Origin of the sequence: Cytobacillus solani (assembly GCF_001420595.1) — a bacterium.
Classification (GTDB): domain Bacteria; phylum Bacillota; class Bacilli; order Bacillales; family Cytobacillaceae; genus Cytobacillus; species Cytobacillus solani.
In genome coordinates this window covers 82,571-107,357 of record NZ_LJIX01000003.1, presented here as the reverse complement: position 1 = coordinate 107,357, position 24,787 = coordinate 82,571, and the positions used below count along the sequence as shown (strand labels likewise).

The 24,787-nt window shown below is 40.8% G+C and carries 31 protein-coding genes; all 31 read right to left on the bottom strand.

Features of this window, described 5'->3' with window-relative positions; genetic code table 11:
* Positions 1 to 2: 2 nt before the first annotated feature.
* Positions 3 to 749 (bottom strand): type I methionyl aminopeptidase, encoded by a 747-nt coding sequence (gene map / locus AN957_RS00575; RefSeq protein WP_053478245.1) that lies wholly within the window; start codon positions 747 to 749, stop codon positions 3 to 5.
* The gene (locus AN957_RS00570) at positions 746 to 1,399 is read right to left on the bottom strand and encodes an adenylate kinase (protein WP_053478246.1); all 654 of its coding nucleotides are present in this window, start codon (positions 1,397 to 1,399) and stop codon (positions 746 to 748) included. The genes map and AN957_RS00570 overlap by 4 nt, the downstream gene beginning before the upstream one ends.
* 63 nt (positions 1,400 to 1,462) lie before the next feature.
* On the bottom strand, positions 1,463 to 2,758 hold the full coding sequence (gene secY, locus AN957_RS00565) for a preprotein translocase subunit SecY (protein WP_053478247.1): 1,296 nt from the start codon (positions 2,756 to 2,758) through the stop codon (positions 1,463 to 1,465).
* Entirely contained in the window at positions 2,758 to 3,198 is a 441-nt protein-coding gene (gene rplO / locus AN957_RS00560) for a 50S ribosomal protein L15 (protein ID WP_053478248.1), read from the bottom strand. The genes secY and rplO overlap by 1 nt, the downstream gene beginning before the upstream one ends.
* 34 nt (positions 3,199 to 3,232) lie before the next feature.
* The gene (rpmD, locus tag AN957_RS00555) at positions 3,233 to 3,415 is read right to left on the bottom strand and encodes a 50S ribosomal protein L30 (RefSeq protein ID WP_053478249.1); all 183 of its coding nucleotides are present in this window, start codon (positions 3,413 to 3,415) and stop codon (positions 3,233 to 3,235) included.
* Between the two features lie 13 nt (positions 3,416 to 3,428).
* Positions 3,429 to 3,929: a 30S ribosomal protein S5 gene (gene rpsE / locus AN957_RS00550; protein ID WP_053478250.1), complete on the bottom strand. Its 501-nt coding sequence runs from the start codon at positions 3,927 to 3,929 to the stop codon at positions 3,429 to 3,431.
* Between the two features lie 24 nt (positions 3,930 to 3,953).
* The gene (rplR, locus tag AN957_RS00545) at positions 3,954 to 4,316 is read right to left on the bottom strand and encodes a 50S ribosomal protein L18 (protein WP_053478251.1); all 363 of its coding nucleotides are present in this window, start codon (positions 4,314 to 4,316) and stop codon (positions 3,954 to 3,956) included.
* Between the two features lie 32 nt (positions 4,317 to 4,348).
* The gene (rplF, locus tag AN957_RS00540) at positions 4,349 to 4,885 is read right to left on the bottom strand and encodes a 50S ribosomal protein L6 (protein ID WP_053478252.1); all 537 of its coding nucleotides are present in this window, start codon (positions 4,883 to 4,885) and stop codon (positions 4,349 to 4,351) included.
* Positions 4,886 to 4,916: 31 nt separating this feature from the next.
* The gene (gene rpsH, locus AN957_RS00535; RefSeq protein WP_053478253.1) at positions 4,917 to 5,315 is read right to left on the bottom strand and encodes a 30S ribosomal protein S8; all 399 of its coding nucleotides are present in this window, start codon (positions 5,313 to 5,315) and stop codon (positions 4,917 to 4,919) included.
* Positions 5,316 to 5,345: 30 nt separating this feature from the next.
* Positions 5,346 to 5,531 (bottom strand): 30S ribosomal protein S14, encoded by a 186-nt coding sequence (gene rpsN, locus AN957_RS00530; protein ID WP_009336593.1) that lies wholly within the window; start codon positions 5,529 to 5,531, stop codon positions 5,346 to 5,348.
* Between the two features lie 25 nt (positions 5,532 to 5,556).
* Complete coding sequence (rplE, locus tag AN957_RS00525; protein WP_053478254.1) at positions 5,557 to 6,096, bottom strand: 50S ribosomal protein L5; 540 nt, start codon at positions 6,094 to 6,096, stop codon at positions 5,557 to 5,559.
* Between the two features lie 26 nt (positions 6,097 to 6,122).
* Positions 6,123 to 6,434, bottom strand: coding sequence for a 50S ribosomal protein L24 (rplX, locus tag AN957_RS00520; RefSeq protein ID WP_053478255.1), 312 nt, complete (start codon positions 6,432 to 6,434; stop codon positions 6,123 to 6,125).
* Positions 6,435 to 6,469: 35 nt separating this feature from the next.
* The gene (rplN, locus tag AN957_RS00515) at positions 6,470 to 6,838 is read right to left on the bottom strand and encodes a 50S ribosomal protein L14 (RefSeq protein WP_053478256.1); all 369 of its coding nucleotides are present in this window, start codon (positions 6,836 to 6,838) and stop codon (positions 6,470 to 6,472) included.
* Positions 6,839 to 6,878: 40 nt separating this feature from the next.
* Entirely contained in the window at positions 6,879 to 7,142 is a 264-nt protein-coding gene (gene rpsQ, locus AN957_RS00510; protein WP_053478257.1) for a 30S ribosomal protein S17, read from the bottom strand.
* A gap of 21 nt (positions 7,143 to 7,163) precedes the next feature.
* Positions 7,164 to 7,364, bottom strand: a complete 201-nt coding sequence (gene rpmC, locus AN957_RS00505) for a 50S ribosomal protein L29 (RefSeq protein WP_053478258.1) — start codon at positions 7,362 to 7,364, stop codon at positions 7,164 to 7,166.
* Positions 7,354 to 7,788 carry a 50S ribosomal protein L16 gene (rplP, locus tag AN957_RS00500; protein ID WP_053478259.1) on the bottom strand — a complete coding sequence of 145 codons (435 nt, stop codon included), beginning with the start codon at positions 7,786 to 7,788 and terminating at the stop codon, positions 7,354 to 7,356. The genes rpmC and rplP overlap by 11 nt, the downstream gene beginning before the upstream one ends.
* A gap of 1 nt (position 7,789) precedes the next feature.
* Positions 7,790 to 8,446: a 30S ribosomal protein S3 gene (gene rpsC, locus AN957_RS00495; protein ID WP_053478260.1), complete on the bottom strand. Its 657-nt coding sequence runs from the start codon at positions 8,444 to 8,446 to the stop codon at positions 7,790 to 7,792.
* 3 nt (positions 8,447 to 8,449) lie between these two features.
* The gene (gene rplV, locus AN957_RS00490; RefSeq protein ID WP_053478261.1) at positions 8,450 to 8,791 is read right to left on the bottom strand and encodes a 50S ribosomal protein L22; all 342 of its coding nucleotides are present in this window, start codon (positions 8,789 to 8,791) and stop codon (positions 8,450 to 8,452) included.
* An 18-nt stretch (positions 8,792 to 8,809) separates the two neighbouring features.
* Positions 8,810 to 9,088 (bottom strand): 30S ribosomal protein S19, encoded by a 279-nt coding sequence (gene rpsS, locus AN957_RS00485; protein ID WP_049635903.1) that lies wholly within the window; start codon positions 9,086 to 9,088, stop codon positions 8,810 to 8,812.
* A gap of 60 nt (positions 9,089 to 9,148) precedes the next feature.
* The gene (rplB, locus tag AN957_RS00480; protein WP_053478262.1) at positions 9,149 to 9,979 is read right to left on the bottom strand and encodes a 50S ribosomal protein L2; all 831 of its coding nucleotides are present in this window, start codon (positions 9,977 to 9,979) and stop codon (positions 9,149 to 9,151) included.
* A 29-nt stretch (positions 9,980 to 10,008) separates the two neighbouring features.
* Positions 10,009 to 10,293 carry a 50S ribosomal protein L23 gene (rplW, locus tag AN957_RS00475; protein WP_053478263.1) on the bottom strand — a complete coding sequence of 95 codons (285 nt, stop codon included), beginning with the start codon at positions 10,291 to 10,293 and terminating at the stop codon, positions 10,009 to 10,011.
* Complete coding sequence (rplD, locus tag AN957_RS00470) at positions 10,293 to 10,916, bottom strand: 50S ribosomal protein L4 (protein ID WP_053478264.1); 624 nt, start codon at positions 10,914 to 10,916, stop codon at positions 10,293 to 10,295. Before rplD ends, rplW begins: the two co-directional genes overlap by 1 nt.
* A gap of 27 nt (positions 10,917 to 10,943) precedes the next feature.
* Positions 10,944 to 11,570, bottom strand: a complete 627-nt coding sequence (rplC, locus tag AN957_RS00465) for a 50S ribosomal protein L3 (protein ID WP_053478265.1) — start codon at positions 11,568 to 11,570, stop codon at positions 10,944 to 10,946.
* Between the two features lie 39 nt (positions 11,571 to 11,609).
* Positions 11,610 to 11,918 (bottom strand): 30S ribosomal protein S10, encoded by a 309-nt coding sequence (rpsJ, locus tag AN957_RS00460; RefSeq protein ID WP_009791329.1) that lies wholly within the window; start codon positions 11,916 to 11,918, stop codon positions 11,610 to 11,612.
* Between the two features lie 396 nt (positions 11,919 to 12,314).
* Positions 12,315 to 13,502: an elongation factor Tu gene (gene tuf / locus AN957_RS00455; RefSeq protein ID WP_053478266.1), complete on the bottom strand. Its 1,188-nt coding sequence runs from the start codon at positions 13,500 to 13,502 to the stop codon at positions 12,315 to 12,317.
* A 121-nt stretch (positions 13,503 to 13,623) separates the two neighbouring features.
* Complete coding sequence (fusA, locus tag AN957_RS00450) at positions 13,624 to 15,702, bottom strand: elongation factor G (protein WP_053478267.1); 2,079 nt, start codon at positions 15,700 to 15,702, stop codon at positions 13,624 to 13,626.
* 51 nt (positions 15,703 to 15,753) lie between these two features.
* Positions 15,754 to 16,224, bottom strand: coding sequence for a 30S ribosomal protein S7 (gene rpsG / locus AN957_RS00445; protein WP_009336565.1), 471 nt, complete (start codon positions 16,222 to 16,224; stop codon positions 15,754 to 15,756).
* A 46-nt stretch (positions 16,225 to 16,270) separates the two neighbouring features.
* Positions 16,271 to 16,693 (bottom strand): 30S ribosomal protein S12, encoded by a 423-nt coding sequence (gene rpsL / locus AN957_RS00440; RefSeq protein WP_053478268.1) that lies wholly within the window; start codon positions 16,691 to 16,693, stop codon positions 16,271 to 16,273.
* 102 nt (positions 16,694 to 16,795) lie between these two features.
* Positions 16,796 to 17,044: a 50S ribosomal protein L7ae-like protein gene (locus AN957_RS00435; protein ID WP_053478269.1), complete on the bottom strand. Its 249-nt coding sequence runs from the start codon at positions 17,042 to 17,044 to the stop codon at positions 16,796 to 16,798.
* 156 nt (positions 17,045 to 17,200) lie between these two features.
* Positions 17,201 to 20,800 (bottom strand): DNA-directed RNA polymerase subunit beta', encoded by a 3,600-nt coding sequence (gene rpoC, locus AN957_RS00430; RefSeq protein ID WP_053478270.1) that lies wholly within the window; start codon positions 20,798 to 20,800, stop codon positions 17,201 to 17,203.
* Positions 20,801 to 20,952: 152 nt separating this feature from the next.
* The gene (gene rpoB, locus AN957_RS00425) at positions 20,953 to 24,513 is read right to left on the bottom strand and encodes a DNA-directed RNA polymerase subunit beta (RefSeq protein ID WP_056681734.1); all 3,561 of its coding nucleotides are present in this window, start codon (positions 24,511 to 24,513) and stop codon (positions 20,953 to 20,955) included.
* Between the last annotated feature and the right edge of the window lie 274 nt (positions 24,514 to 24,787).

Here is a 24,787-nt window from a genome sequence, read left to right as displayed (position 1 = left end):
AATTACACAATTGTAAGTATCTCATACCCATTTTCAGTAATGGTAATCGTATGTTCAAAATGAGCACACATTTTCCCGTCAATTGTTACGACTGTCCAGTTGTCAGTCAATGTTTTCACATATCGGCTTCCTGCATTCACCATTGGTTCAACAGCAAGTACCATACCCGGTTTTAGTCGTGGACCTTTGTTTGGGGGACCATAATGAGGAATTTGCGGGTCCTCATGTAAGTTCTGTCCTACTCCATGACCAACATACTCGCGTACAATGGAAAAACCATTCTGTTCCGCATATGTTTGAATAGCATGTGAGATGTTCGATAGACGCTCACCTGGCTTTGCTTCCTTAAGGCCAATAAACAATGACTCTTCTGTGACGTCAAGAAGACGCCTCGTTTCATCATCAATTGTACCTACAGGATAAGTCCAAGCAGAGTCACCATGATAACCGTTATATTTAGCACCAATATCTACACTGATAATGTCGCCGTCTCTCAACACCCGACTACCAGGTATGCCATGAACAAGTTCATTATTTACTGAAGTACAAATGCTGCCAGAGAAGCCATTATAGCCTTTAAACGAAGGAATTGCATTCGCTTTACGAATAAATGTATCAGCGATATGATCTAATTCTTTTGTTGTTATTCCAGGAGCAATATGTTTTTTCAGTTCTTGGTGAGTCAATGCTACAATTTTGCCGGCCTCACGCATGATCTCAATTTCACGCGGCGTTTTGCAAATAATCATTCATGCAAGCCCCCGAGTAAACGATCCAGATCAGTAAATACTTTATCGATATCCTGCTGGCCATCAATATTGCGTAAATACCCTTTTGCTTCATAAAAATCAAGCAAAGGCTTTGTTTGTTTGATATTCACATCAAGTCGAGTCTTAACCGTAGCCTCATTATCATCCGCACGCTGATACAGTTCCCCGCCACAGCGATCACATTCATCCACTTTTGCTGGAGGATTAAATACAAGATGATACGTGGCACCACAATCTTTACAGATCCGGCGACCAGTCAAGCGCTCCATAAGAATATCTTGATCCACATCAATATTAATGACAAAATTAATTTTTTTATTCAATTCTGCAAGAATATTTTCAAGTGCGTCTGCTTGAGGAACCGTTCTTGGAAATCCATCAAGCAAGAAACCCTTCTCACAATCATCCTTGCTTAATCGTTCACGAACAATACCGATTGTCACTTCATCAGGAACAAGCTCGCCTTTGTCCATGAAAGATTTTGCTTTCAGGCCTAGTTCCGTTTCATCCTTAATGGCTGCACGAAACATATCACCTGTTGAAATATGAGGGATGCCATACTTGTCGACAATCTTCTCGGCTTGTGTACCTTTACCGGCACCGGGGAGCCCCATTAATACTAAATTCATATGAATTCCCCCTTAAATCTAATTGGCTTATAGGGAACCTTTTCATGTCCCCTAAAAACCAAATTATTTGATAAACCCTTTATAATGACGTTTAACAAGCTGTGATTCAAGCTGTTTCATCGTATCTAGCGCAACACCAACAACGATGAGCAAGCCTGTTCCTCCAATTTGAGCTGAATCTGGCAATCCTGCGATATTGATGAAGAACATCGGCAAAATTGAGATGGCTGTAAGGAAGAGAGCACCTACAATTGTTAAACGATACAAAACACGAGTCAAATATTCCTGCGTACTTTTCCCTGGTCTAATGCCTGGAATGTAACCGCCCTGCTTCTTCAAGTTATCAGCCACTTGTTCTGGATTCACTTGAATGAAAGCATAGAAATAAGTAAAAGCAATAATTAATGCACTATAGATGATCATTCCGACAGGTGTCGTATAATCAAATACTCTTTGAATCCACAAAGTGACATCATTTTGCTCTAAGAAACCGGCAACAGTTCTTGGCGTAATGATGAATGACATAGCAAAGATAACTGGAATAACCCCAGCTGCATTAACTTTTAATGGTAAGTGAGTGTTTTGACCACCAACTGGATTTCTCCCAGCTGTTACACGCTTGGCGTACTGAATTGGAATCTTTCTTAATGCCTGTTGGATGAAAATAGTACCAACAACAATAGCAACAACTGCAAGGAGAATTAATACAACAGTAACGATTTGAAGGAAAATTTGCTCTCCAGCATTTTCAAACTTCTGTGCATAGATCTGGTTAATAATTGACGGTATACCAGCTACGATACCAGCGAAAATGATAATGGAAATTCCATTTCCAACGCCCTTTTCAGTAATTTGTTCCCCTAACCACAATAGAAATGCAGTTCCAGCAGTTAGTACAGTTGCAATAAGAAGATAGGAAGCAATTCCAGGGTTTTCAATCAACTGACCATTTGCAAGGTTATTAAAACCATAAGACATACCAAGAGCTTGGATGAAACCAAGCACGATAGTAAAGTAGCGGGTAAACTGAGCTAATTTACGGCGTCCAACTTCTCCCTGCTTTGACCATTCCGTAAACTTTGGCACAACGTCCATTTGCAGTAACTGAATGATGATTGATGCCGTAATATATGGCATAATTCCCATCGCAAGTATCGAGAAGTTAAGAAGTGCACCACCGCCAAAAGTATTTAAAAGACCGAATGCATTTAATTCATCCTGGGCTTGTAAAAGGCCGGCATTCACACCTGGTACTGGTATGAAAGTACCGATGCGAAATACGACCAGCATTAAAAGGGTGTATATGATTTTTCTTCTTATATCACCCACGCGCATAAAATTGGAGATAGTCTGAAACATTAAATCACCTCAGTTTGACCGCCGGCAGCTTCAATCGCTTCCTTCGCAGCAGAGGAGAATTTATGAGCTTTAACTGTAAGCTTTTTCTCAACTTTGCCTTTAGCAAGAATTTTAATTCCTGCTTTTTCATTACTTACTACCCCAGTTTCGACAAGAAGAACTGGTGTTACTTCAGTTCCATCTTCAAAACGGTTTAGTGCATCAAGGTTCACTACTGCGTATTCCTTACGGTTAACATTCGTAAAACCACGTTTTGGTAAACGTCTGAATAAAGGTGTTTGACCACCCTCAAAACCAGGACGAACACCGCCACCTGAACGAGCGTTTTGACCTTTATGACCTTTACCAGCAGTTTTACCGTTACCAGAACCGATTCCTCGGCCCTTACGCTTACGTTCTTGACGTGAACCCTCTGCAGGCTTTAATTCATGAAGTTTCATGTTGGCACCTCCTTATTTTGTAGAAGAGTGAAATTTAGTTTTCTTTTACCGTAACAAGGTGAGCAACTTTGTTGATCATACCGCGAATAGCAGGATTATCTTGATGCTCAACTGTTTGGTGCATTTTGCGTAAACCAAGAGCTTTAACTGTTTCGCGTTGGTCTTGCGGACGACCAATCACGCTGCGAGTGAGGGTAATTTCTAGTTTATTCGCCATTTGATTTCCCTCCTTATCCTAACAGTTCTTCTACTGATTTTCCACGTAATTTAGCTACGTCCTCAGCACGTTTTAATTGTTGCAAACCATCCAATGTTGCACGAACCATGTTGATTGGTGTGTTTGTTCCTAAAGATTTAGAAAGGATATCACCAACACCAGCTAGTTCAAGCACCGCACGAACTGGTCCACCAGCAATAACACCAGTACCTTCATATGCAGGCTTTAAAAGAACTTCACCAGCACCAAAGTTTCCAATTACTTGGTGAGGAATGGATGTTCCAACCATTGGTACTTCGATTAAGTTTTTCTTCGCATCTTCAATCGCTTTACGAATTGCTTCAGGTACTTCTTGTGCTTTACCAGTACCAAAACCGACATGGCCGTTTTTGTCGCCCACTACTACAAGAGCAGAGAAACGGAAACGACGTCCACCTTTAACAACCTTCGCTACACGATTAACTGTAACTACGCGTTCTTCAAGTTCAAGTTTGTTTGGATCAATACGACGCATCTTTTTGTGTCCCTCCTTTATCTATTAAAATTCTAATCCATTTTCACGAGCCGCGTCAGCTAATGCTTTTACACGACCATGATAAAGGTATCCTCCGCGATCAAAAACGATAGTTTTAATACCCTTTTCTACTCCACGTTTTGCAACTAATTCTCCGACCTTAACTGCTGCATCAACGTTGCCTGTAGATTCTAGATTGATTTCTTTATCTAATGTAGAAGCACTTGCTAAAGTAACTCCCTTAACATCATCAACTAATTGAGCATAGATATGCTTATTAGAGCGGAACACATTTAAACGAGGACGAGCTTCAGTTCCAGAAAGCTTAGCACGTACACGGCCATGTCTTTTCTTACGAACTGCATTTTTGTCAGCCTTCGTAATCATTTAAGTCACTCCTTTCGTTTACTTATGCGGCATTACTTACCAGTTTTACCTTCTTTACGACGCACATATTCGCCTTCATAACGGATACCTTTTCCTTTGTAAGGCTCTGGAGGACGAACATCACGAATATTAGCTGCTAAAGCACCAACACGTTCTTTGCTGATTCCTTTAACGATAATCTTCGTATTTGATGGTACTTCAACTTCGATACCTTCTTCAGGTTCCATTTCAACAGGATGAGAGTAACCAACATTAAGGATAAGCTTCTTACCTTGTTTTTGAGCACGGTAACCGACACCAATAAGCTCAAGACCTTTTTCAAAGCCTTTAGAAACACCTTCAACCATGTTAGATAATAATGCACGAGTTGTACCATGGATTGTACGGTGTTCTTTTGATTCAGATGGACGAGAAACCGTTAATACGTTCTCCTCTACTTGAATCATCATATCAGGATGGAATGAACGAGTAAGTTCACCCTTTGGTCCTTTTACAGTAACTGTGTTTTTATCGTTAGTGATTGTAACGCCAGTTGGAATTTCAATCGGTTTTTTACCTATACGAGACATTTATTGCACCTCCATTCATTAAGAAACTCTTTTACCAAACGTATGCTAGTACTTCTCCGCCAACTTGTTTAGCGCGAGCTTCTTTATCTGTAAGAACTCCTTGAGAAGTAGAAACTAGTGCGATTCCAAGGCCGTTAAGTACACGTGGTACTTCGTCAGCTTTTGCGTATACACGAAGACCTGGTTTACTGATACGTTTAAGACCAGTAATTACACGCTCGTTGTTTGAGCCGTATTTTAAGAAAATGCGGATAATGCCTTGCTTATTGTCTTCGATAAACTCAACATCACGCACGAAACCTTCACGCTTAAGGATTTCAGCAACTTCTTTTTTAATATTAGAAGCAGGAACTTCTAATTTTTCGTGACGAACCATATTCGCATTACGGATGCGAGTAAGCAAGTCTGCAATTGGATCTGTCATGACCATTGTTTTTACCTCCTTCCCACACTTGGGTTTTTACCAGCTAGCTTTTTTCACGCCAGGAATTTGACCTTTATATGCTAATTCACGGAAACAAATACGACAAAGCTTAAATTTACGGTATACAGAATGTGGACGTCCGCAACGTTCGCAACGTGTGTATTCTTGTACCTTATGTTTAGGCGTGCGTTTTTGTTTCGCAATCATTGACTTTTTAGCCACGTTTTCGCCTCCCTCTATTTAGCGATTACTTTTGGAATGGCATTCCGAATTGAGTTAAAAGTTCACGAGCTTCTTCATCAGTATTAGCTGTAGTTACGATAACGATATCCATACCACGAACTTTGCTTACTTTATCGTAATCAATCTCAGGGAAGATTAATTGCTCTTTAACACCTAGAGTATAGTTTCCACGGCCGTCAAATGACTTCTTAGAAATCCCACGGAAGTCACGAACACGCGGAAGAGATACAGAGATTAATTTGTCGAAGAACTCATACATACGCTCTCCACGAAGTGTAACTTTCGCACCGATTGGCATACCTTCACGTAGACGGAAGCCAGCGATAGAGTTTTTTGCACGAGTTACTACTGGTTTTTGTCCAGTAATTAATGCTAATTCTTCCACCGCATTATCAAGTACTTTTGAGTTTTGAACAGCATCACCAACACCCATATTAATAACGATTTTATCAATTACAGGCACTTGCATTACTGATGTATAGTTAAACTTGCTCATTAGAGCAGGAGTAATTTCTTTTGTATATTTTTCTTTTAGGCGGTTCATTCATTGTACCTCCCTTCTTCTTTAAACTATTTATCTAGAACTTCACCGGATTTTGTTGCTACACGTACTTTTTTGCCATCAACCGTTTTATAGCCTACACGAGTTGGTTCACCAGACTTAGGGTCTACAGGCATAACGTTTGATACATGAATAGGAGCCTCTTGGTTAATGATTCCGCCCTGCGGATTCACTTGAGAAGGCTTAGAGTGTTTCTTAACAATGTTTACTCCTTCAACAAGAACTCGATCTTGTTTAGGGAACGCTGCAAGAATTACGCCCGTTTTGCCTTTATCTTTACCAGAGATGATCATAACTTTGTCACCTTTTTTCACATGCATCAGTAAGCACCTCCTTAAAGGCAATTTAGTTAGTATTATAATACTTCTGGAGCTAAAGAAACAATTTTCATGAAGTTGTTGTCACGTAGTTCACGAGCAACTGGTCCGAAGATACGAGTTCCACGAGGGCCCTTGTCATCACGAATAATTACACATGCGTTTTCATCAAAACGAATGTAAGTACCGTCATTACGGCGTACACCGCTCTTTGTACGAACAACTACTGCTTTAACAACATCACCTTTTTTAACAACGCCACCTGGTGTTGCTTGTTTCACTGTACAAACGATAATATCACCAATATTAGCTGTTTTGCGGCCAGAGCCACCAAGAACTTTGATTGTAAGTACTTCACGAGCACCAGAGTTGTCAGCAACTTTCAAACGTGATTCTTGTTGAATCATGAGTGTAACCTCCCTTCGGAATAAGCCTTTTTCCGAACAATTAGATAATAACTGCTTTTTCTACCACTTCTACAAGACGGAAGCGTTTTGTAGCTGAAAGCGGACGAGTTTCCATAATACGGACGATATCGCCAGTTTTTGCAAGATTTTGCTCATCATGAGCTTTGAATTTTTTAGAGTACTTAACGCGTTTACCATATAAAGGGTGTTTTTTGTAAGTTTCAACTAAGACAGTAACGGTCTTATCCATCTTATCTGAAACAACACGCCCAGTGTAAACTTTGCGTTGGTTGCGTTCACTCATTGTGCGAACCTCCTCTCAATATCACTTAGTAAAACCAATTTCTCTTTCACGAATAACAGTTTTCATACGAGCAATCGACTTACGTACTTCACGAATACGAGCTGTATTTTCAAGCTGTCCTGTCGCCAATTGAAAGCGAAGATTGAATAACTCTTCTTTTAATGATTTGACTTTTTGTTCAATTTCGGCAGTGGTAAGGTCACGAATATCATTAGCTTTCATTTGATTCACCACCAATTTCTTCTCGTTTTACAAACTTACACTTAACAGGAAGTTTGTGTGCTGCAAGACGTAAAGCTTCACGAGCGATCTCTTCAGAAACACCTGCGATTTCAAACATTACTTTACCAGGTTTTACAACTGCTACCCATCCTTCAGGAGCACCCTTACCGGAACCCATTCGGACTTCAAGAGGCTTCGCAGTGTATGGCTTATGCGGGAATATCTTAATCCAAACTTTACCGCCACGTTTCATGTAACGAGTCATCGCAATACGAGCTGATTCAATTTGACGGTTCGTAATCCAAGAAGCTTCTGTTGCTTGTAGACCGAATTCACCAAATGTTACTTCAGTACCGCCCTTTGCTTGACCGCGCATTTTTCCACGATGTTGACGACGATATTTTACGCGCTTTGGCAATAACATATTATTTGCCTCCTTCCCCAGTTTTCTTCTTAGTAGGAAGGACCTCTCCACGATAGATCCATACTTTTACGCCTAATTTACCGTAAGTTGTATCAGCTTCAGCTGTAGCATAATCGATATCAGCACGAAGAGTATGAAGTGGAACTGTTCCTTCGCTATAGCTTTCCGAACGTGCGATATCAGCACCGCCTAAACGGCCAGATACCATTGTTTTGATACCTTTAGCACCAGCACGCATTGCACGTTGAATCGTTTGTTTTTGAGCACGACGGAAAGAAACACGGTTTTCTAATTGACGAGCAATGTTTTCCGCTACTAATTTCGCGTCGATGTCAGCTTTTTTGATTTCAAGAATATTGATGTGTACACGTTTGCCAGTAAGTGAGTTAAGCGCCTTACGAAGTGCTTCTACCTCAGTACCACCTTTACCGATAACCATACCTGGCTTCGCAGTGTGAATAGTGATATTAAGACGATTTGCAGCACGTTCGATTTCCACTTTAGAAACAGAAGCATCATTTAGACGCTTTGTGATGTACTCACGTACTTTAAGGTCTTCGTGTAAAAGATCAGCATAGTCTTTGCCTGCGTACCATTTAGATTCCCAATCACGGATAACTCCGATACGCAAACCGACTGGATTTACTTTTTGACCCACTGATTACCCCTCCTTCTTTTCTGATAAAACGATAGTAATATGACTAGTACGTTTGTTGATTTGGCTTGCACGGCCTTGTGCACGAGGACGGAAACGTTTTAATGTTGGTCCTTCGTCAACAAATGCTTGAGTAACTACTAAATTATTAACGTCCATTTCGTAGTTGTGCTCAGCGTTGGCTAATGCAGATTTTAAAACCTTCTCTACGATTGGAGAAGCAGCTTTTGGCGTTAAGTTTAAAATCGCTACTGCTTCACCTACTTGCTTACCTCGAATTAAATCTACGACTAAACGAGCTTTACGAGGAGCAATACGAACTGTTCTTGCAACAGCTTTAGCTTGCATATGAATGCCCTCCTCTCATTAACGTCTTGTTTTCTTATCATCATTGCCATGGCCTTTGTATGCACGAGTTGGAGCAAATTCTCCAAGCTTGTGGCCTACCATGTCTTCAGTAACGTATACAGGCACATGTTTACGACCATCGTAAACAGCAATTGTGTGTCCGATGAATTGCGGGAAGATCGTAGAACGGCGAGACCAAGTTTTTACAACTTGTTTGCCCTCAGTTTCATTTAGCTTTTCGATCTTTGTCATTAAATGTTCATCAACAAAAGGTCCTTTTTTTAAGCTGCGACCCATGATTGAACCTCCCTTCGCGATTGTTCTACGGTCCGACTTTGGAACCGTAGTTCAATCCCGTTATTTTTTGCGGCGACGCACGATAAATTTATCTGATTTATTATTTTTCTTACGTGTTTTGTATCCAAGAGTTGGTTTACCCCATGGAGTCATTGGTGATTTACGTCCGATTGGTGAACGTCCTTCCCCACCACCGTGTGGGTGATCGTTAGGGTTCATTACAGAACCACGAACAGTTGGGCGTTTACCTAACCAGCGTGAACGTCCTGCTTTACCAATGTTGATAAGTTCGTGTTGTTCATTACCCACTTGACCAACAGTTGCACGGCAAGTAGCAAGAATCATACGAACCTCACCAGAGTTCAAACGAACAAGTACGTATTTGCCTTCTTTACCAAGAACCTGCGCAGAAGTACCTGCTGAACGTACTAATTGTCCACCTTTACCAGGTTTTAATTCAATGTTGTGGATAACTGTACCCACTGGAATGTTTGCAAGTGGTAGTGCATTACCCACTTTAATATCTGCTTCCGGTCCAGACATTACTTCCATGCCCACTTCTAAATTCTTAGGTGCAAGGATGTAACGCTTTTCTCCGTCAACGTAGTTAATTAATGCAATGTTTGCTGAACGGTTTGGATCATACTCGATTGTAGCAACGCGTCCTGGAATGCCATCTTTGTTACGTTTAAAATCGATTAAACGGTATTGACGCTTATGACCGCCACCTTGATGACGAACTGTTAACTTACCTTGGTTGTTACGGCCGCCTTTACGGTGTAAAGGAGCAAGTAATGACTTTTCTGGAGTGCTTGTAGTAATTTCAGCAAAGTCAGATGATGTCATATTACGTCGACCGTTTGTGGTAGGTTTATACTTTTTAATCGCCATTTCGTTTCCCTCCTTTTCTCGTCAATGTATTAAGCTTCGAAAAACTCGATTTCTTGACTATCAGTTGTTAATTTCACAATTGCTTTACGACGTTTGTTTGTGTAGCCGCCGAATTTACCCATACGCTTGAATTTACCTTTGTAATTCATGATGTTGACCTTATCAACTTTCACGCCAAAGATTGCTTCAACAGCATCCTTAACTTGAGTTTTATTGGCTTTAACATCAACCTCAAACGTATATTTCTTTTCAGCCATAAGATCAGTAGAACGTTCAGTGATTACGGGGCGCTTAATGATATCGCGTGCATCCATTATGCAAGCACCTCCTCTACTTTTTCAACCGCTGCCTTCGTCATGATTAACTTATCATGATTTAAAACATCCAACACATTGATTCCAGAAGCTGTTACAACTGTTACACCAGGGATGTTACGAGCAGATAGTGCTACATTTTCATCTAGGTCAGCTGTAACGATTAACGCTTTTGTATCAACAGAAAGTCCTTTAAGTACACCTTTAAAGTCTTTTGTTTTTGGAGTTTCGAAAGCAAGGTTTTCTAATACTAATACATTTTCACCTAATACTTTAGAAGATAATGCAGATTTAATAGCTAAGCGACGAACTTTTTTAGGAAGCTTGTAGCTATAGCTGCGTGGCACAGGACCAAATACAGTACCACCTCCGCGCCATTGTGGAGAACGGATAGAACCTTGACGTGCACGGCCTGTTCCTTTTTGGCGCCACGGCTTACGTCCACCGCCTGCTACTTCAGAACGAATTTTAGTTTTATGAGTTCCTTGACGTAAAGAAGCTCTTTGCATAACAACTGCTTCAAATAATACATGGTTGTTAGGCTCGATTCCAAATACTGTTTCATTAAGTTCGATTTCTCCAACCTTTGATCCAGCTTGGCTGTATAATGCTACTTTCGGCATTCTTTATTCCTCCTTTCCGACTTATTACTATGCTTTTACCGCACTTTTAATTTTTAGCATTGCTTTTTTAGCACCTGGTACATTTCCTTTAATAAGTAAAAGATTGCGTTCAACATCAACTTTTACAATTTCAAGGTTTTGAACAGTTACTTGATCTCCACCCATACGTCCAGGTAATAATTTACCCTTGAATACACGGTTTGGAGCTACAGGACCCATTGAACCTGGGCGACGGTGGTAACGAGAACCGTGAGCCATTGGTCCGCGAGATTGTCCGTGACGCTTAATAGCACCTTGGAAACCTTTACCCTTTGAGATTCCTGTTACATCAACAGTTTCACCTGCTGCAAAAATATCAACTTTGACTTCTTGACCAACTTCATAATCTCCTAAATTCACTCCACGTAATTCACGAACGAAGCGCTTAGGAGCAGTGTTAGCTTTTGCAACATGTCCTTTTTCAGGTTTGTTAGATAACTTTTCACGTTTATCTTCAAATCCAACTTGGATTGCTTCATAGCCATCAGTTTCAACTGATTTCTTTTGAAGAACAACGTTAGAAGCTGCCTCAACAACTGTTACCGGGATAAGTTCACCGTTTTCAGCAAACACTTGAGTCATACCAATCTTTCTTCCTAAGATTCCTTTGGTCATATCAGTCACACCTCCTAGATTGTTAGTTAAATTTATTCATTAAAGTTTAATTTCGATATCTACACCAGATGGTAAGTCTAAACGCATTAGCGAATCAACTGTTTGTGGTGTTGGGTTAATGATGTCGATTAGACGTTTATGCGTACGCATTTCGAATTGCTCACGAGAATCTTTATACTTATGAACCGCACGAAGGATTGTGTAAATAGACTTTTCAGTCGGTAGTGGAATCGGACCAGAAACAGCCGCACCAGAACGTTTTGCAGTCTCAACAATCTTTTCAGCAGATTGATCAAGGATTCTGTGATCATACGCTTTTAAACGAATACGAATTTTTTGTTTTGCCATTATTTTCCCTCCTTTTCGCCTATTTTCAAATAGACATTCTCAGTGAAAATTTCCCACACACTCGCCATGGCAAAGCGGCCGGGTGTGTCAGCAACCTTTCACATCATCGCAGTCAAAGACCAACATTGTCTATTATACAGAAATTAATAATGAAATGCAATAGCTCCACATAATTTCTTTTTGTTTTGCACACTTGTATTATTATAGCGGCAACATGGTACTTTTTCAAGTCTCTACGAATAAACCAATTATTTCAAATTAGCTTTTTCAATCGCTATGCAACTATAATTCTCTGTTTAAACTGAGTGCAATTATTATAGAAGAAACACGACTAAAATCAATCTTTCCCAATAAAAAAACCAGATGGATCGTCACCCATCTGGTTTTTGAGTTCAATTATTCAATGATTGTAGCAACAACGCCAGCGCCTACTGTACGTCCACCTTCACGAATTGAGAACTTAGTTCCTTCTTCGATAGCGATTGGAGCAATAAGCTCTACGTGCATTTCAATGTTGTCTCCAGGCATAACCATTTCTACGCCTTCAGGAAGGTTACAAATACCAGTTACGTCAGTTGTACGGAAGTAGAACTGAGGACGGTAGTTTGTGAAGAATGGAGTGTGACGTCCACCTTCTTCTTTTGATAATACATAAACTTCTGCTTTGAACTTTGTGTGAGGCTTGATTGTACCTGGCTTTGCAAGTACTTGACCACGTTGGATGTCTTCACGAGCAACACCACGAAGCAGAGCACCAATGTTGTCTCCAGCTTCTGCATAGTCAAGTAATTTACGGAACATTTCTACACCAGTTACTGTTGTAGATTTTGGTTCTTCTGTAAAACCAGTGATCTCGATAACATCTCCAACTTTAACTACTCCACGCTCAACACGGCCAGTAGCAACAGTTCCACGACCAGTGATTGAGAATACATCCTCAACTGGCATCATGAATGGCTTTTCAGTATCACGAGCTGGGTTTGGAACGTACTCATCAACAGCAGCCATAAGTTCGATAATTTTCTCTTCCCATTCAGCTTCACCTTCAAGAGCTTTAAGAGCTGAACCTTTAACAACTGGAATGTCATCGCCAGGGAATTCATATTCTGATAATAGATCACGAATTTCCATTTCAACTAATTCAAGAAGTTCTTCATCGTCTACCATGTCACATTTGTTCATGAACACAACAAGGTAAGGTACACCTACTTGACGAGAAAGAAGAATGTGCTCACGAGTTTGTGGCATTGGGCCATCAGCAGCAGATACTACTAGGATACCGCCGTCCATTTGAGCAGCACCAGTGATCATGTTTTTAACGTAGTCAGCATGTCCTGGGCAGTCAACGTGTGCATAGTGACGGTTAGCAGTTTCATACTCAACGTGAGACGTAGAAATTGTAATTCCACGCTCTTTTTCTTCAGGAGCGTTGTCGATTTGATCGTAACCGCGTGCTTCACCGCCACCTGCTTTTGCAAGTACAGTAGTGATTGCAGCTGTTAATGTAGTTTTACCATGGTCAACGTGTCCGATTGTACCAATGTTAACATGGGGTTTTGAACGGTCGAATTTAGCTTTTGCCATTAGGAAAATCCTCCTTTAAATTATAAAAGTTAAGTATTTGGTGAGCTGCAAAAAGAATATTCTTTTTGCAGCAAAATTAGCCTACATTAGTAGTTATACTTGATAAATTAGGTAAAATCAATTATTCACCTTTATTTTTTTTGATGATTTCTTCTGAAATCGATTTTGGCACTTCTTCATAGTGATCAAAGTGCATTGAGAATACACCACGACCTTGCGTGCTTGAACGCAATGACGTTGCATAACCAAACATTTCAGAAAGTGGAACCATCGCACGAACAACTTGTGCATTACCACGAGCGTCCATACCTTCAACACGACCACGACGAGAAGTTACGTTACCCATAATATCACCTAAGTATTCCTCAGGGATAATTACTTCTACGCGCATGACTGGTTCAAGAATGACTGGGCTACATTTTGAAGCAGCATTTTTAAGAGCCATAGATGCAGCTATTTTAAACGCCATTTCTGATGAGTCAACATCATGGTATGAACCATCGAACAATCTTGCTTTAATATCTACTAATGGATAACCAGCAAGTACTCCTCTATCAAGAGCATCTTCAAGTCCAGCTTGAACTGCCGGGATGTATTCACGAGGAACAACCCCACCGACGATGCCGTTTTCGAATTCAAAGCCTTTTCCTTCTTCGTTTGGAGAGAACTCAATCCAAACGTGACCGAATTGTCCACGTCCACCAGATTGACGAGCAAATTTACCCTCAACTGAAGCAGACGCGCGGAAAGTTTCACGGTATGCAACTTGTGGTGCACCAACGTTAGCTTCCACTTTGAATTCACGTTTCATACGGTCAACAAGGATATCAAGGTGAAGCTCACCCATTCCAGCGATGATAACCTGGCCAGTTTCCTGATCAGTATGCGCACGGAAGGTTGGATCTTCTTCTTGTAATTTTTGAAGAGCAGTAGTCATCTTATCTTGGTCAGCCTTTGACTTAGGCTCGATAGATAATTGAATAACCGGCTCTGGGAATTCCATAGATTCAAGAATAACAAGATTCTTTTCATCACATAGACTATCTCCAGTTGTAGTGTCTTTAAGACCTACAGCTGCAGCGATATCTCCTGCATATACTGTTGAAATCTCTTCACGAGAGTTAGCGTGCATTTGAAGGATACGTCCTACACGTTCACGCTTACCTTTTGTAGAGTTTTGCACATATGAACCAGAGTTCAATGTTCCAGAATACACACGGAAGAATGTAAGTTTACCAACATAAGGGTCAGTCATAACTTTAAACGCAAGAGCTGCGAATGGCTCTTCGTCACTTGAATGACGTTCAATTTCTTCATCACTATCTGGAAGGGTACCCTTAATTGCAGGTACATCAAGTGGTGATGGAAGATAATCAATTACTGCGTCAAGCATTTTTTGAACACCTTTGTTCTTGAAAGCAGAACCACAGATTACTGGGTAGAATTCAACGTTTACAGTACCTTTACGAATAGCAGCCTTTAACTCTTCGTTAGAGATTTCTTCTCCGCCAAGATACTTTTCCATCAAATTCTCATCAAGTTCAGCTACCGCTTCAATTAATTTTTCACGGTATTCTTCAGCTTGATCCATGTATTCTGCAGGGATTTCACGCTCTTCAATGTCAGTTCCTAAATCATTACCATAGAATGTAGCTCTCATTTCGATTAAATCAATGATTCCTTCGAATTGATCTTCAGCTCCAATTGGTAACTGAATTGCAGCAGCATTCGCTTGCAGACGATCATGAAGAGTTTTTAATGAATAAAGGAAGTCCGCTCCAAGTTTGTCCATTTTATTAACGAACACAACACGCGGAACTCCGTATGTTGTAGCTTGACGCCAAACTGTTTCAGTTTGAGGCTCAACACCAGATTGAGCATCAAGTACAGCCACAGCTCCATCAAGTACACGAAGGGAACGTTCTACTTCAACTGTGAAGTCTACGTGTCCCGGTGTATCAATAATGTTTACACGGTGACCTTTCCATTGAGCAGTTGTTGCAGCAGAAGTGATTGTAATTCCACGTTCTTGCTCTTGCTCCATCCAGTCCATTTGTGAAGCACCCTCATGTGTTTCACCAATTTTATGGATTTTACCAGTGTAATAAAGTACACGCTCCGTTGTTGTTGTCTTACCGGCATCAATGTGAGCCATGATACCGATATTACGAGTGTTTTTCAAGGAGAACTCTCTTGCCATTGGGTCTTTCTCCTTCCTAGTATGAGTGTTATTTTAATTAATCTTTTAATCTTACCAGCGGTAGTGAGCAAACGCTTTGTTTGCTTCTGCCATTTTATGTGTATCTTCACGTTTCTTAACCGATGCACCAGTGTTGTTAGCTGCATCTAAGATTTCGTTAGCTAAACGCTCTTCCATCGTTTTTTCTCCACGAAGACGAGCATAGTTTACTAACCAACGAAGACCAAGAGTTGTACGGCGATCAGGACGCACCTCTACTGGTACTTGATAGTTTGCTCCACCTACACGGCGTGCTCTAACTTCAAGTACTGGCATGATGTTCTTAAGTGCTTGATCAAATACTTCCATCGGCTCTTTGCCAGTTCGCTCGCTAATGATATCAAATGCAGAATATAAAATAGCTTGTGATTTACCTCTTTTACCGTCGATCATCATTTTGTTGATAAGGCGGCTAACAAGCTTTGAATTATAAATCGGATCCGGCAATACGTCTCTTTTTGCTACAGGACCTTTACGTGGCATATTATTTCCTCCTTTCGGAAATTCTTTTTAATAATATTTTAGTTGATTATTTCTTAGGTGCTTTTGGTCTCTTCGCACCGTACTTAGAACGTCCTTGCATACGGTTTGCAACACCAGCTGTATCTAATGCTCCGCGTACGATGTGGTAACGTACCCCCGGTAAGTCTTTCACACGTCCGCCACGGATTAACACAACGCTGTGTTCTTGAAGGTTGTGTCCGATACCAGGAATGTAAGCATTAACCTCGATTCCGTTAGATAAACGAACACGCGCATATTTACGTAACGCTGAGTTTGGTTTTTTCGGTGTCATTGTACCAACACGAGTACATACACCGCGTTTTTGTGGTGAAGATACGTTAGTTTGTGCTTTCTTGAAGCTGTTATAGCCTTTGTTTAGTGCTGGTGATTTTGATTTGTCCTCTTTCGTTTGACGAGGTTTACGCACTAATTGGTTAATAGTAGGCATGTAATTGTCCTCCCTTCATTTTTGTTAAGCCCACACATCCAGGTGGTTCATTTTGTTGCAAAAAACAAAGTCTTCGCAGATATCTATCTACAAAAACAGTTTTTAATTAATTATTGCAATAGTTGCCGCACCTACATCTATCCCGCATGCTTTTCCAAGCTTTTTCATTGAATCAACATACAAAACCGGAACTAACGCTTCCTCTGCTGTATTTACAACTTTTGCTATGACTTTATAGTCTGCATCTTTTGCAACTACAACTTCTCTAACCGTTCCTTGATTTAGTGCTTTCACCGTTTGCTTTGTTCCTATTACGACATTTTTTGCCTGCAATACTTTTTCATAAGACATGAACGATATCCTCCAAAGTATTCGGTTAATAGGAGCACCTTTGCTATATTACCATTTTCGATTTCCTATGTCAACAATCATTCTGCTTTTATTCACAAGTTTATCGAAAAAAATTGGTGCTAGCCGATTGAACTAGCTAGCACCAAAGGAAAAATCCTACTCTACTGTCACAGCATCTTCAGCTGCTTCTTCATTTGTGTATGGTTCAGCACGTCTATATCGCTGCATACCTGTACCAGCAGGGACTAATTTTCCAATAATTACATTTTCCTTTAACCCTAACAGTTCATCACGTTTTCCTTTAATTGCTGCATCTGTAAGAACTCTTGTTGTTTCTTGGAAAGATGCCGCAGATAAGAATGAATCTGTTTCAAGAGATGCTTTAGTAATACCGAGCAATACAGGACGGCCTGTTGCTGGTAATTTGCCTGCAAGAAGGGCTTTTTCATTCGCATCAGTAAATTGATGGATATCCAATAATGTACCAGGAAGTACATCTGTCTCTGCAGCATCAATTACACGAACTTTACGAAGCATTTGACGAACCATAACCTCAACGTGCTTGTCGCCAATTTCTACCCCTTGCATACGGTAAACCTTTTGTACTTCACGTAACAAGTATTCTTGTACTGCCGTTACATCTTTAACTCTGATTAACTCTTTCGGGTCAATAGAACCTTCTGTTAGTTCTTGACCGCGTTCCACATGGTCATTTACAGCTACTTTTAGACGAGATGTGTAAGGGGCGGTATACGTTCGTGATTCTACTTCACCTTGAACGACGATTTCCTGCTGTCGATCACGGCCTTCGTTTATACCAACAACCACACCTTCAATTTCAGTAATAACTGCCTGACCTTTAGGATTACGCGCTTCAAAAATCTCTTGAATACGCGGTAAACCTTGAGTAATATCGTCTCCCGCAACCCCACCGGTATGGAAAGTACGCATTGTTAACTGTGTACCCGGTTCACCGATAGATTGAGCAGCGATAATACCTACAGCTTCTCCTACCTCTACCTCTTGACCAGTTGCTAGGTTGCGGCCATAACATTTCTTACAAACACCATGTCGTGTATTACACGTAAACGCTGACCGAATCCAAACTTCTTCAATATTCGCATTGATAACCGTTTCAGCAAGATCCTCAGTAATTAGACCATTCTCTGGCACAATCACTTCATTCGTTTCAGGATGTTTGATTGATTTCCTAGCATAACGTCCGATTAGACGTTCCTCTAGCGTTTCAATCACTTCAGTCCCGTCCTTCAACGAGCTAATTTTCAAGCCGCGATCAGTTCCGCAATCATCTTCACGGACAATGACATCTTGCGCTACATCTACAAGACGACGCGTTAAGTAACCTGAGTCAGCCGTTTTCAACGCGGTATCTGCAAGACCTTTACGAGCACCGTGAGTGGAAATAAAGTACTCTAAAACCGTTAATCCTTCACGGAAACTTGATTTGATAGGCAATTCAATAATTCGTCCAGCCGGGTTGGCCATAAGTCCGCGCATACCAGCTAACTGAGTAAAGTTAGAGGCGTTACCACGGGCACCAGAGTCACTCATCATAAAGATTGGGTTTGATTTATCGAGTGATTTCATTAGTCTTTCTTGAATTACATCTTTCGCTGCACTCCAAATAGAAATAACACGATCGTAACGCTCATCTTCAGTGATAAGTCCACGTCTGAATTGCTTCATAACGTTATCAACTTTATTTTGGGCATCATGAATAATTTTTTCTTTCTCACCTAATACAACGATATCAGCTACACCAACTGTAATCCCAGCTTTAGTAGAATATTTGAATCCAAGGTCTTTCATACGGTCAAGCATTTTGGATGTTTCCGTAATTTTATATCGCTTGAATACTTCAGCAATAATATTCCCAAGGATTTTCTTCTTAAATGGATCTACAAGCGGCATTTCACGAATAACAGAAAGAACATCCGTTCCTTGCTCAACAAAATATTGCTTTGGTGTTTCCACCTCAAGATTTTGCCTTGTAGGTTCATTAATATAAGGGAATGATGTTGGTAAAATTTCGTTAAATATTAATTTCCCAACCGTTGTTATTAATAACTTTTTGTTTTCCTCTTCGGTAAAGGTTGGATTTTTTAAAGATCCAGCGTGAACTGCTACACGTGTGTGCAAATGCACATACCCATTTTGATAAGCAAGCAACGCTTCATTTATATCTTTAAAAATCATCCCTTCACCGACTGATCCGTCTCTTTCCATCGTTAAGTAATAGTTACCTAAAACCATATCCTGAGAAGGAGTAACAACCGGTTTTCCATCTTTCGGGTTCAAGATATTTTGAGCTGCAAGCATTAATAATCTAGCTTCTGCTTGTGCTTCTGATGAAAGCGGAACGTGAACAGCCATTTGGTCACCGTCAAAGTCAGCGTTATATGCTGTACACACAAGTGGATGAAGACGTATCGCGCGTCCTTCAACAATCGTTGGCTCAAATGCCTGAATACCCAGTCTGTGTAAAGTTGGTGCACGATTCAGAAGAACCGGATGCTCTTTAATAACACTTTCAAGAACGTCCCATACTTCAGGCTGCACTCTTTCGATTTTGCGTTTTGCAGATTTAATATTATGTGATAGACCCTTTTCAACTAATTCTTTCATAACGAATGGCTTAAATAGCTCTAATGCCATTTCTTTAGGGAGACCACACTGATACATTTTTAAATTTGGTCCGACAACAATAACCGAACGGCCAGAGTAGTCAACACGTTTACCTAAAAGGTTTTGACGGAAACGACCTTGCTTACCTTTTAGCATATGTGAAAGAGATTTTAACGGACGGTTACCTGGACCCGTAACTGGGCGTCCACGACGTCCATTATCGATTAATGCATCGACTGCTTCCTGAAGCATTCTCTTTTCGTTTTGTACGATAATGCTTGGTGCACCAAGATCTAATAAACGTTTTAAACGATTATTTCTGTTAATTACTCGACGGTAAAGATCATTAAGGTCTGAAGTTGCGAAACGGCCGCCATCAAGCTGTACCATTGGACGCAATTCTGGAGGAATTACCGGAAGAACATCAAGAATCATCCAAGATGGTTCATTGCCTGACCCACGGAATGCCTCTAGGACTTCTAAACGCTTAATTGCGCGTGTTCTTCGTTGTCCTTGGGCAGTTCTTAATTCTTCTTTTAAGATATCGACTTCTTTGTCAAGGTCAATATCAGAAAGGAGTTTTTTGATGGACTCAGCACCCATTGATGCTTGGAATTTATTCCCGTACTTTTCACGATACGCACGGTATTCTTTTTCTGAAAGCAACTGTTTCTTCTCAAGTGCAGTATCACCTGGCTCAGTCACTACATAAGAGGCAAAATAAATTACTTCTTCAAGTGCACGAGGAGACATATCAAGAACGAGTCCCATACGACTTGGAATTCCTTTAAAATACCAAATATGAGATACCGGAGCAGCCAGCTCGATGTGTCCCATTCTTTCACGACGAACCTTAGCACGGGTTACTTCAACACCGCATCGGTCACAAACTACACCTTTATAGCGAACTCTCTTATACTTTCCGCAATGACATTCCCAATCCTTCGTAGGACCAAAAATGCGCTCACAGAACAAACCATCTTTTTCTGGTTTTAATGTACGGTAATTAATTGTTTCCGGTTTTTTCACTTCACCATGTGACCATGAACGAATCTTATCTGGTGAAGCTAGACCGATTTTCATATACTCAAAATTGTTTACATCTAGCAAGGGGCCTACCTCCCTTTTGATCTCCGGGCTTTTCCCTTATTGCCCATATGTAGCAAACAGGGTGAAACTATATTACCCTTCAGCCTCCGTTACATATTGTAAACAGGGGCTGAAGGAGCAAAAAAATCGATTAATTCACTGTTTTTTAGAAGTTATTCCTTTGTAACAACTTCCTCTTGTTCAATATTTTGTGGTTCCGGAGCAATTGCTAAAGATTCAGCTTGCTGTACTTCTTCGTCATCCTCCGTATCACGCATTTCAATTTCTTCTTCATCGCCAGAAAGAATTTTTACATCCATTCCTAAGCTTTGAAGTTCTTTAATAAGTACCTTAAATGATTCCGGTACTCCCGGCTCTGGGACATTTTCACCCTTAACAATGGATTCGTATGTTTTCACACGTCCAACAACATCATCCGATTTAACAGTTAATATCTCTTGTAGTGTATATGCAGCACCATAAGCCTCTAATGCCCATACCTCCATCTCACCAAAACGCTGTCCGCCGAATTGTGCTTTACCACCCAACGGCTGCTGAGTTACAAGTGAGTATGGTCCAGTTGAACGGGCATGAAGTTTGTCATCAACCATGTGCGCAAGTTTGATCATATACATAACCCCAACTGATACACGGTTATCAAACGGTTCACCTGAACGTCCATCATATAGAACTGTTTTCGCATCGCGTGCCATTCCAGCTTCTTCAATCGTCGCCCAAACATCTTCCTCGCTCGCTCCATCAAAAACCGGAGAAGCTACATGAATACCAAGTGCTCTAGCAGCCATTCCCAGATGAAGCTCAAGCACCTGCCCAATATTCATACGAGATGGAACCCCTAGAGGATTTAACATGATGTCAACAGGTGTGCCATCCGGCATATAAGGCATATCTTCTTCCGGTAAAATCCGTGAGATAACCCCTTTGTTCCCATGTCGTCCAGCCATCTTATCTCCCTCAGAGATTTTACGCTTTTGAACAATATAAACACGAACTAATTGGTTTACTCCAGGTGGGAGTTCATCCCCATCTTCTCTGTTAAAGACTTTTACATCCAGAACGATACCGCCACCGCCATGAGGTACACGTAGTGAAGTATCACGTACTTCACGTGCTTTTTCACCAAAGATTGCATGAAGAAGTCTTTCCTCAGCAGTTAGCTCCGTTACTCCCTTAGGTGTAACTTTACCTACTAAGAGGTCTCCATCCTTCACTTCAGCACCCGTACGTATAATTCCACGCTCATCCAAGTTACGCAGGGCATCTTCTCCAACGTTCGGAATATCACGCGTAATTTCTTCAGGTCCAAGCTTTGTATCACGTGATTCAGATTCATATTCCTCAATATGAATTGAAGTATATACATCATCTTTTACAAGGCGCTCACTCATGATGATTGCATCCTCGTAGTTATAGCCATCCCATGTCATAAAGGCTACTAAAACATTGCGTCCAAGAGCTAATTCACCAAGCTCCATTGATGGTCCATCTGCAAGTATTTCACCTTTTGTTACACGGTTGCCAACAGCCACGATTGGGCGTTGATTATAGCAAGTTCCTTGATTAGAACGGATGAACTTGAGCAATTTATATTTATCAAGATCACCTTTTACTTCTTGGCCATCGATTGTGTTGATTCTGCGAACCCATACTTCACGGGCTTCTACATGTTCAACAATCCCCTCGTGCTTACAAATAACCGCAGCACCGGAATCCTTCCCTGAAACATATTCCATTCCAGTTCCAACACGAGGCGCTTGTGGCTGCATTAAAGGAACAGCCTGACGTTGCATGTTTGCTCCCATTAACGCACGGTTGGAGTCATCGTTTTCTAAGAAAGGAATACATGCTGTCGCAGCAGATACAACCTGCTTAGGTGATACATCCATATAGTCAACGCGATCACGGGCAACAACTGTATTTTCCCCTCTGAAACGAGCAACAACTTCTTCGTCAAGGAATGAACCATCATCATCAAGACGAACGTTCGCTTGCGCTACAACATAATTATCCTCTTCATCTGCAGTCAGATAATCAATGCGGCTAGTCACTTTGCCTGTTTCAGGATCAATTCGACGGAAAGGTGTCTCAATAAAGCCAAATCGATTTACTTTTGCAAATGATGATAAAGAGTTGATCAATCCAATGTTCGGACCCTCTGGTGTTTCGATTGGACACATCCGGCCATAGTGGGAGTAGTGTACGTCACGAACTTCCATACCAGCTCTTTCACGCGTTAAACCACCTGGTCCAAGAGCAGAAAGCCGGCGTTTATGCGTCAGCTCTGCAAGCGGGTTTGTTTGATCCATGAACTGAGATAACTGCGAACTGCCAAAGAATTCTTTAATCGATGCAATGACAGGACGAATATTAATCAGCTGCTGTGGAGTAATTGTGTTTGTATCCTGAATGGACATTCTCTCACGAACGACACGTTCCATTCTTGAAAGCCCAATACGGAATTGATTCTGAAGCAATTCACCTACAGAACGCAAACGACGATTTCCGAGGTGATCAATATCATCTGTAAGACCAACTGAATGCAGCAGGTTAAAGAAATAACTAATTGATGCAATAATATCAGCTGGAGAGATATTTTTCACAGCCTCTTCCACGTAAGCATTGCCAATTACATTAATGATCTTTTCCCCATCTTCATTTGGTGCATAAATTTTAATCGACTGGAGTGTAATATCTTCCTCCAGCACACCACCTACAAGACTCACCGATTTAAAGCCAATATTTTTTTCTAAATAAGGCAGGATTCGATCTAATGTACGGCGGTCAAAGGTAACGCCCTTCTCTGCAATAATTTCCCCTGTTTCCGGGTCAACAAGTGTTTCTGCAAGGCGTTGTCCAAATAATCTATTTTTAATATGAAGTTTTTTATTAATCTTATATCTACCAACATTCGCCAAATCATAGCGTTTTGGATCAAAGAATCTTGAAACCAATAAGCTTTTTGCATTCTCAACTGTTGGTGGCTCTCCAGGACGAAGACGCTCATAAATTTCTAATAACGCCTTGTCAGTTCCTTCGGTATTATCTTTTTCAAGCGTATTACGGATGTATTCATTGTCTCCAATCAAATCAATGATTTCTTGATCAGATCCGAACCCAAGTGCACGCAAAAGAACCGTAACGGGCAGTTTCCGAGTACGATCTATTCTAACGTATACGACATCCTTGGCATCTGTTTCATACTCAAGCCAAGCGCCGCGGTTCGGGATTACAGTTGCAGTAAAGCCTTTTTTCCCGTTTTTATCTAGTTTTCCACTAAAGTATACACTTGGAGAACGGACAAGCTGTGAAACGATAACACGCTCAGCTCCATTAATCACAAATGTACCTGTTTCTGTCATAAGCGGGAAGTCACCCATAAAGACATCCTGGTCTTTAACTTCGCCTGTTTCTTTGTTTACAAGACGCACTTTCACACGTAAAGGTGCAGAATATGTAACATCTCTTTCTTTCGATTCCGGAACGGAATATTTTGGTTCGCCAAGGCTGTAATCAATAAATTCAAGCGACAAATTACCAGTAAAGTCTTCAATCGGAGAAATGTCATGGAACATTTCACGTAAACCCTCATCAAGAAACCATTGATAAGAAGAGGTTTGGATTTCGATTAGATTTGGTAATTCTAAAACTTCACTGATTCGTGCGTAACTTCTACGTTGGCGGTGTCGTCCATACTGAACTAGTTGACCTGTCAACTGATTCACCCCTCAAATCAAGCGTTATTATTAGAAAAGCGGAAGTGCCTCGCTTAGGGACGACAAGCATAAGACAAGACGGCCTAAAGGTTGTTCTTTAACCCTTTGGTCGGATTGGCTTATGACTCGAGTCCCTAGGCACTGGAGCTAGACATCCTAACTTCAGGAAACTTGCCACTTTTCGGTTAGACAAAAAGAAAAAGGGTTTTAACTAAAAAACCACATTTCCACATTACGACAATTATTTTGTTATCATTCCCATTAACACCATTTT

Excerpts from the sequence above, each read along its gene's own strand:
- map (WP_053478245.1), bottom strand. The coding sequence starts at position 749 with ATGATTATTTGCAAAACGCCGCGTGAAATTGAGATCATGCGTGAGGCC.
- AN957_RS00570 (WP_053478246.1), bottom strand. The coding sequence starts at position 1,399 with ATGAATTTAGTATTAATGGGGCTCCCCGGTGCCGGTAAAGGTACACAA.
- secY (WP_053478247.1), bottom strand. The coding sequence starts at position 2,758 with ATGTTTCAGACTATCTCCAATTTTATGCGCGTGGGTGATATAAGAAGA.
- rplO (WP_053478248.1), bottom strand. The coding sequence starts at position 3,198 with ATGAAACTTCATGAATTAAAGCCTGCAGAGGGTTCACGTCAAGAACGT.
- rpmD (WP_053478249.1), bottom strand. The coding sequence starts at position 3,415 with ATGGCGAATAAACTAGAAATTACCCTCACTCGCAGCGTGATTGGTCGT.
- rpsE (WP_053478250.1), bottom strand. The coding sequence starts at position 3,929 with ATGCGTCGTATTGATCCAAACAAACTTGAACTTGAAGAACGCGTAGTT.
- rplR (WP_053478251.1), bottom strand. The coding sequence starts at position 4,316 with ATGATTACGAAGGCTGACAAAAATGCAGTTCGTAAGAAAAGACATGGC.
- rplF (WP_053478252.1), bottom strand. The coding sequence starts at position 4,885 with ATGTCTCGTATAGGTAAAAAACCGATTGAAATTCCAACTGGCGTTACA.
- rpsH (WP_053478253.1), bottom strand. The coding sequence starts at position 5,315 with ATGGTCATGACAGATCCAATTGCAGACTTGCTTACTCGCATCCGTAAT.
- rplE (WP_053478254.1), bottom strand. The coding sequence starts at position 6,096 with ATGAACCGCCTAAAAGAAAAATATACAAAAGAAATTACTCCTGCTCTA.
- rplX (WP_053478255.1), bottom strand. The coding sequence starts at position 6,434 with ATGCATGTGAAAAAAGGTGACAAAGTTATGATCATCTCTGGTAAAGAT.
- rplN (WP_053478256.1), bottom strand. The coding sequence starts at position 6,838 with ATGATTCAACAAGAATCACGTTTGAAAGTTGCTGACAACTCTGGTGCT.
- rpsQ (WP_053478257.1), bottom strand. The coding sequence starts at position 7,142 with ATGAGTGAACGCAACCAACGCAAAGTTTACACTGGGCGTGTTGTTTCA.
- rpmC (WP_053478258.1), bottom strand. The coding sequence starts at position 7,364 with ATGAAAGCTAATGATATTCGTGACCTTACCACTGCCGAAATTGAACAA.
- rplP (WP_053478259.1), bottom strand. The coding sequence starts at position 7,788 with ATGTTATTGCCAAAGCGCGTAAAATATCGTCGTCAACATCGTGGAAAA.
- rplV (WP_053478261.1), bottom strand. The coding sequence starts at position 8,791 with ATGCAAGCTAAAGCTGTTGCAAGAACAGTTCGTATTGCTCCTCGTAAA.
- rpsS (WP_049635903.1), bottom strand. The coding sequence starts at position 9,088 with ATGGGTCGCAGCTTAAAAAAAGGACCTTTTGTTGATGAACATTTAATG.
- rplB (WP_053478262.1), bottom strand. The coding sequence starts at position 9,979 with ATGGCGATTAAAAAGTATAAACCTACCACAAACGGTCGACGTAATATG.
- rplW (WP_053478263.1), bottom strand. The coding sequence starts at position 10,293 with ATGGATGCACGCGATATCATTAAGCGCCCCGTAATCACTGAACGTTCT.
- rplD (WP_053478264.1), bottom strand. The coding sequence starts at position 10,916 with ATGCCGAAAGTAGCATTATACAGCCAAGCTGGATCAAAGGTTGGAGAA.
- rplC (WP_053478265.1), bottom strand. The coding sequence starts at position 11,570 with ATGACCAAAGGAATCTTAGGAAGAAAGATTGGTATGACTCAAGTGTTT.
- rpsJ (WP_009791329.1), bottom strand. The coding sequence starts at position 11,918 with ATGGCAAAACAAAAAATTCGTATTCGTTTAAAAGCGTATGATCACAGA.
- tuf (WP_053478266.1), bottom strand. The coding sequence starts at position 13,502 with ATGGCAAAAGCTAAATTCGACCGTTCAAAACCCCATGTTAACATTGGT.
- fusA (WP_053478267.1), bottom strand. The coding sequence starts at position 15,702 with ATGGCAAGAGAGTTCTCCTTGAAAAACACTCGTAATATCGGTATCATG.
- rpsG (WP_009336565.1), bottom strand. The coding sequence starts at position 16,224 with ATGCCACGTAAAGGTCCTGTAGCAAAAAGAGACGTATTGCCGGATCCG.
- rpsL (WP_053478268.1), bottom strand. The coding sequence starts at position 16,693 with ATGCCTACTATTAACCAATTAGTGCGTAAACCTCGTCAAACGAAAGAG.
- AN957_RS00435 (WP_053478269.1), bottom strand. The coding sequence starts at position 17,044 with ATGTCTTATGAAAAAGTATTGCAGGCAAAAAATGTCGTAATAGGAACA.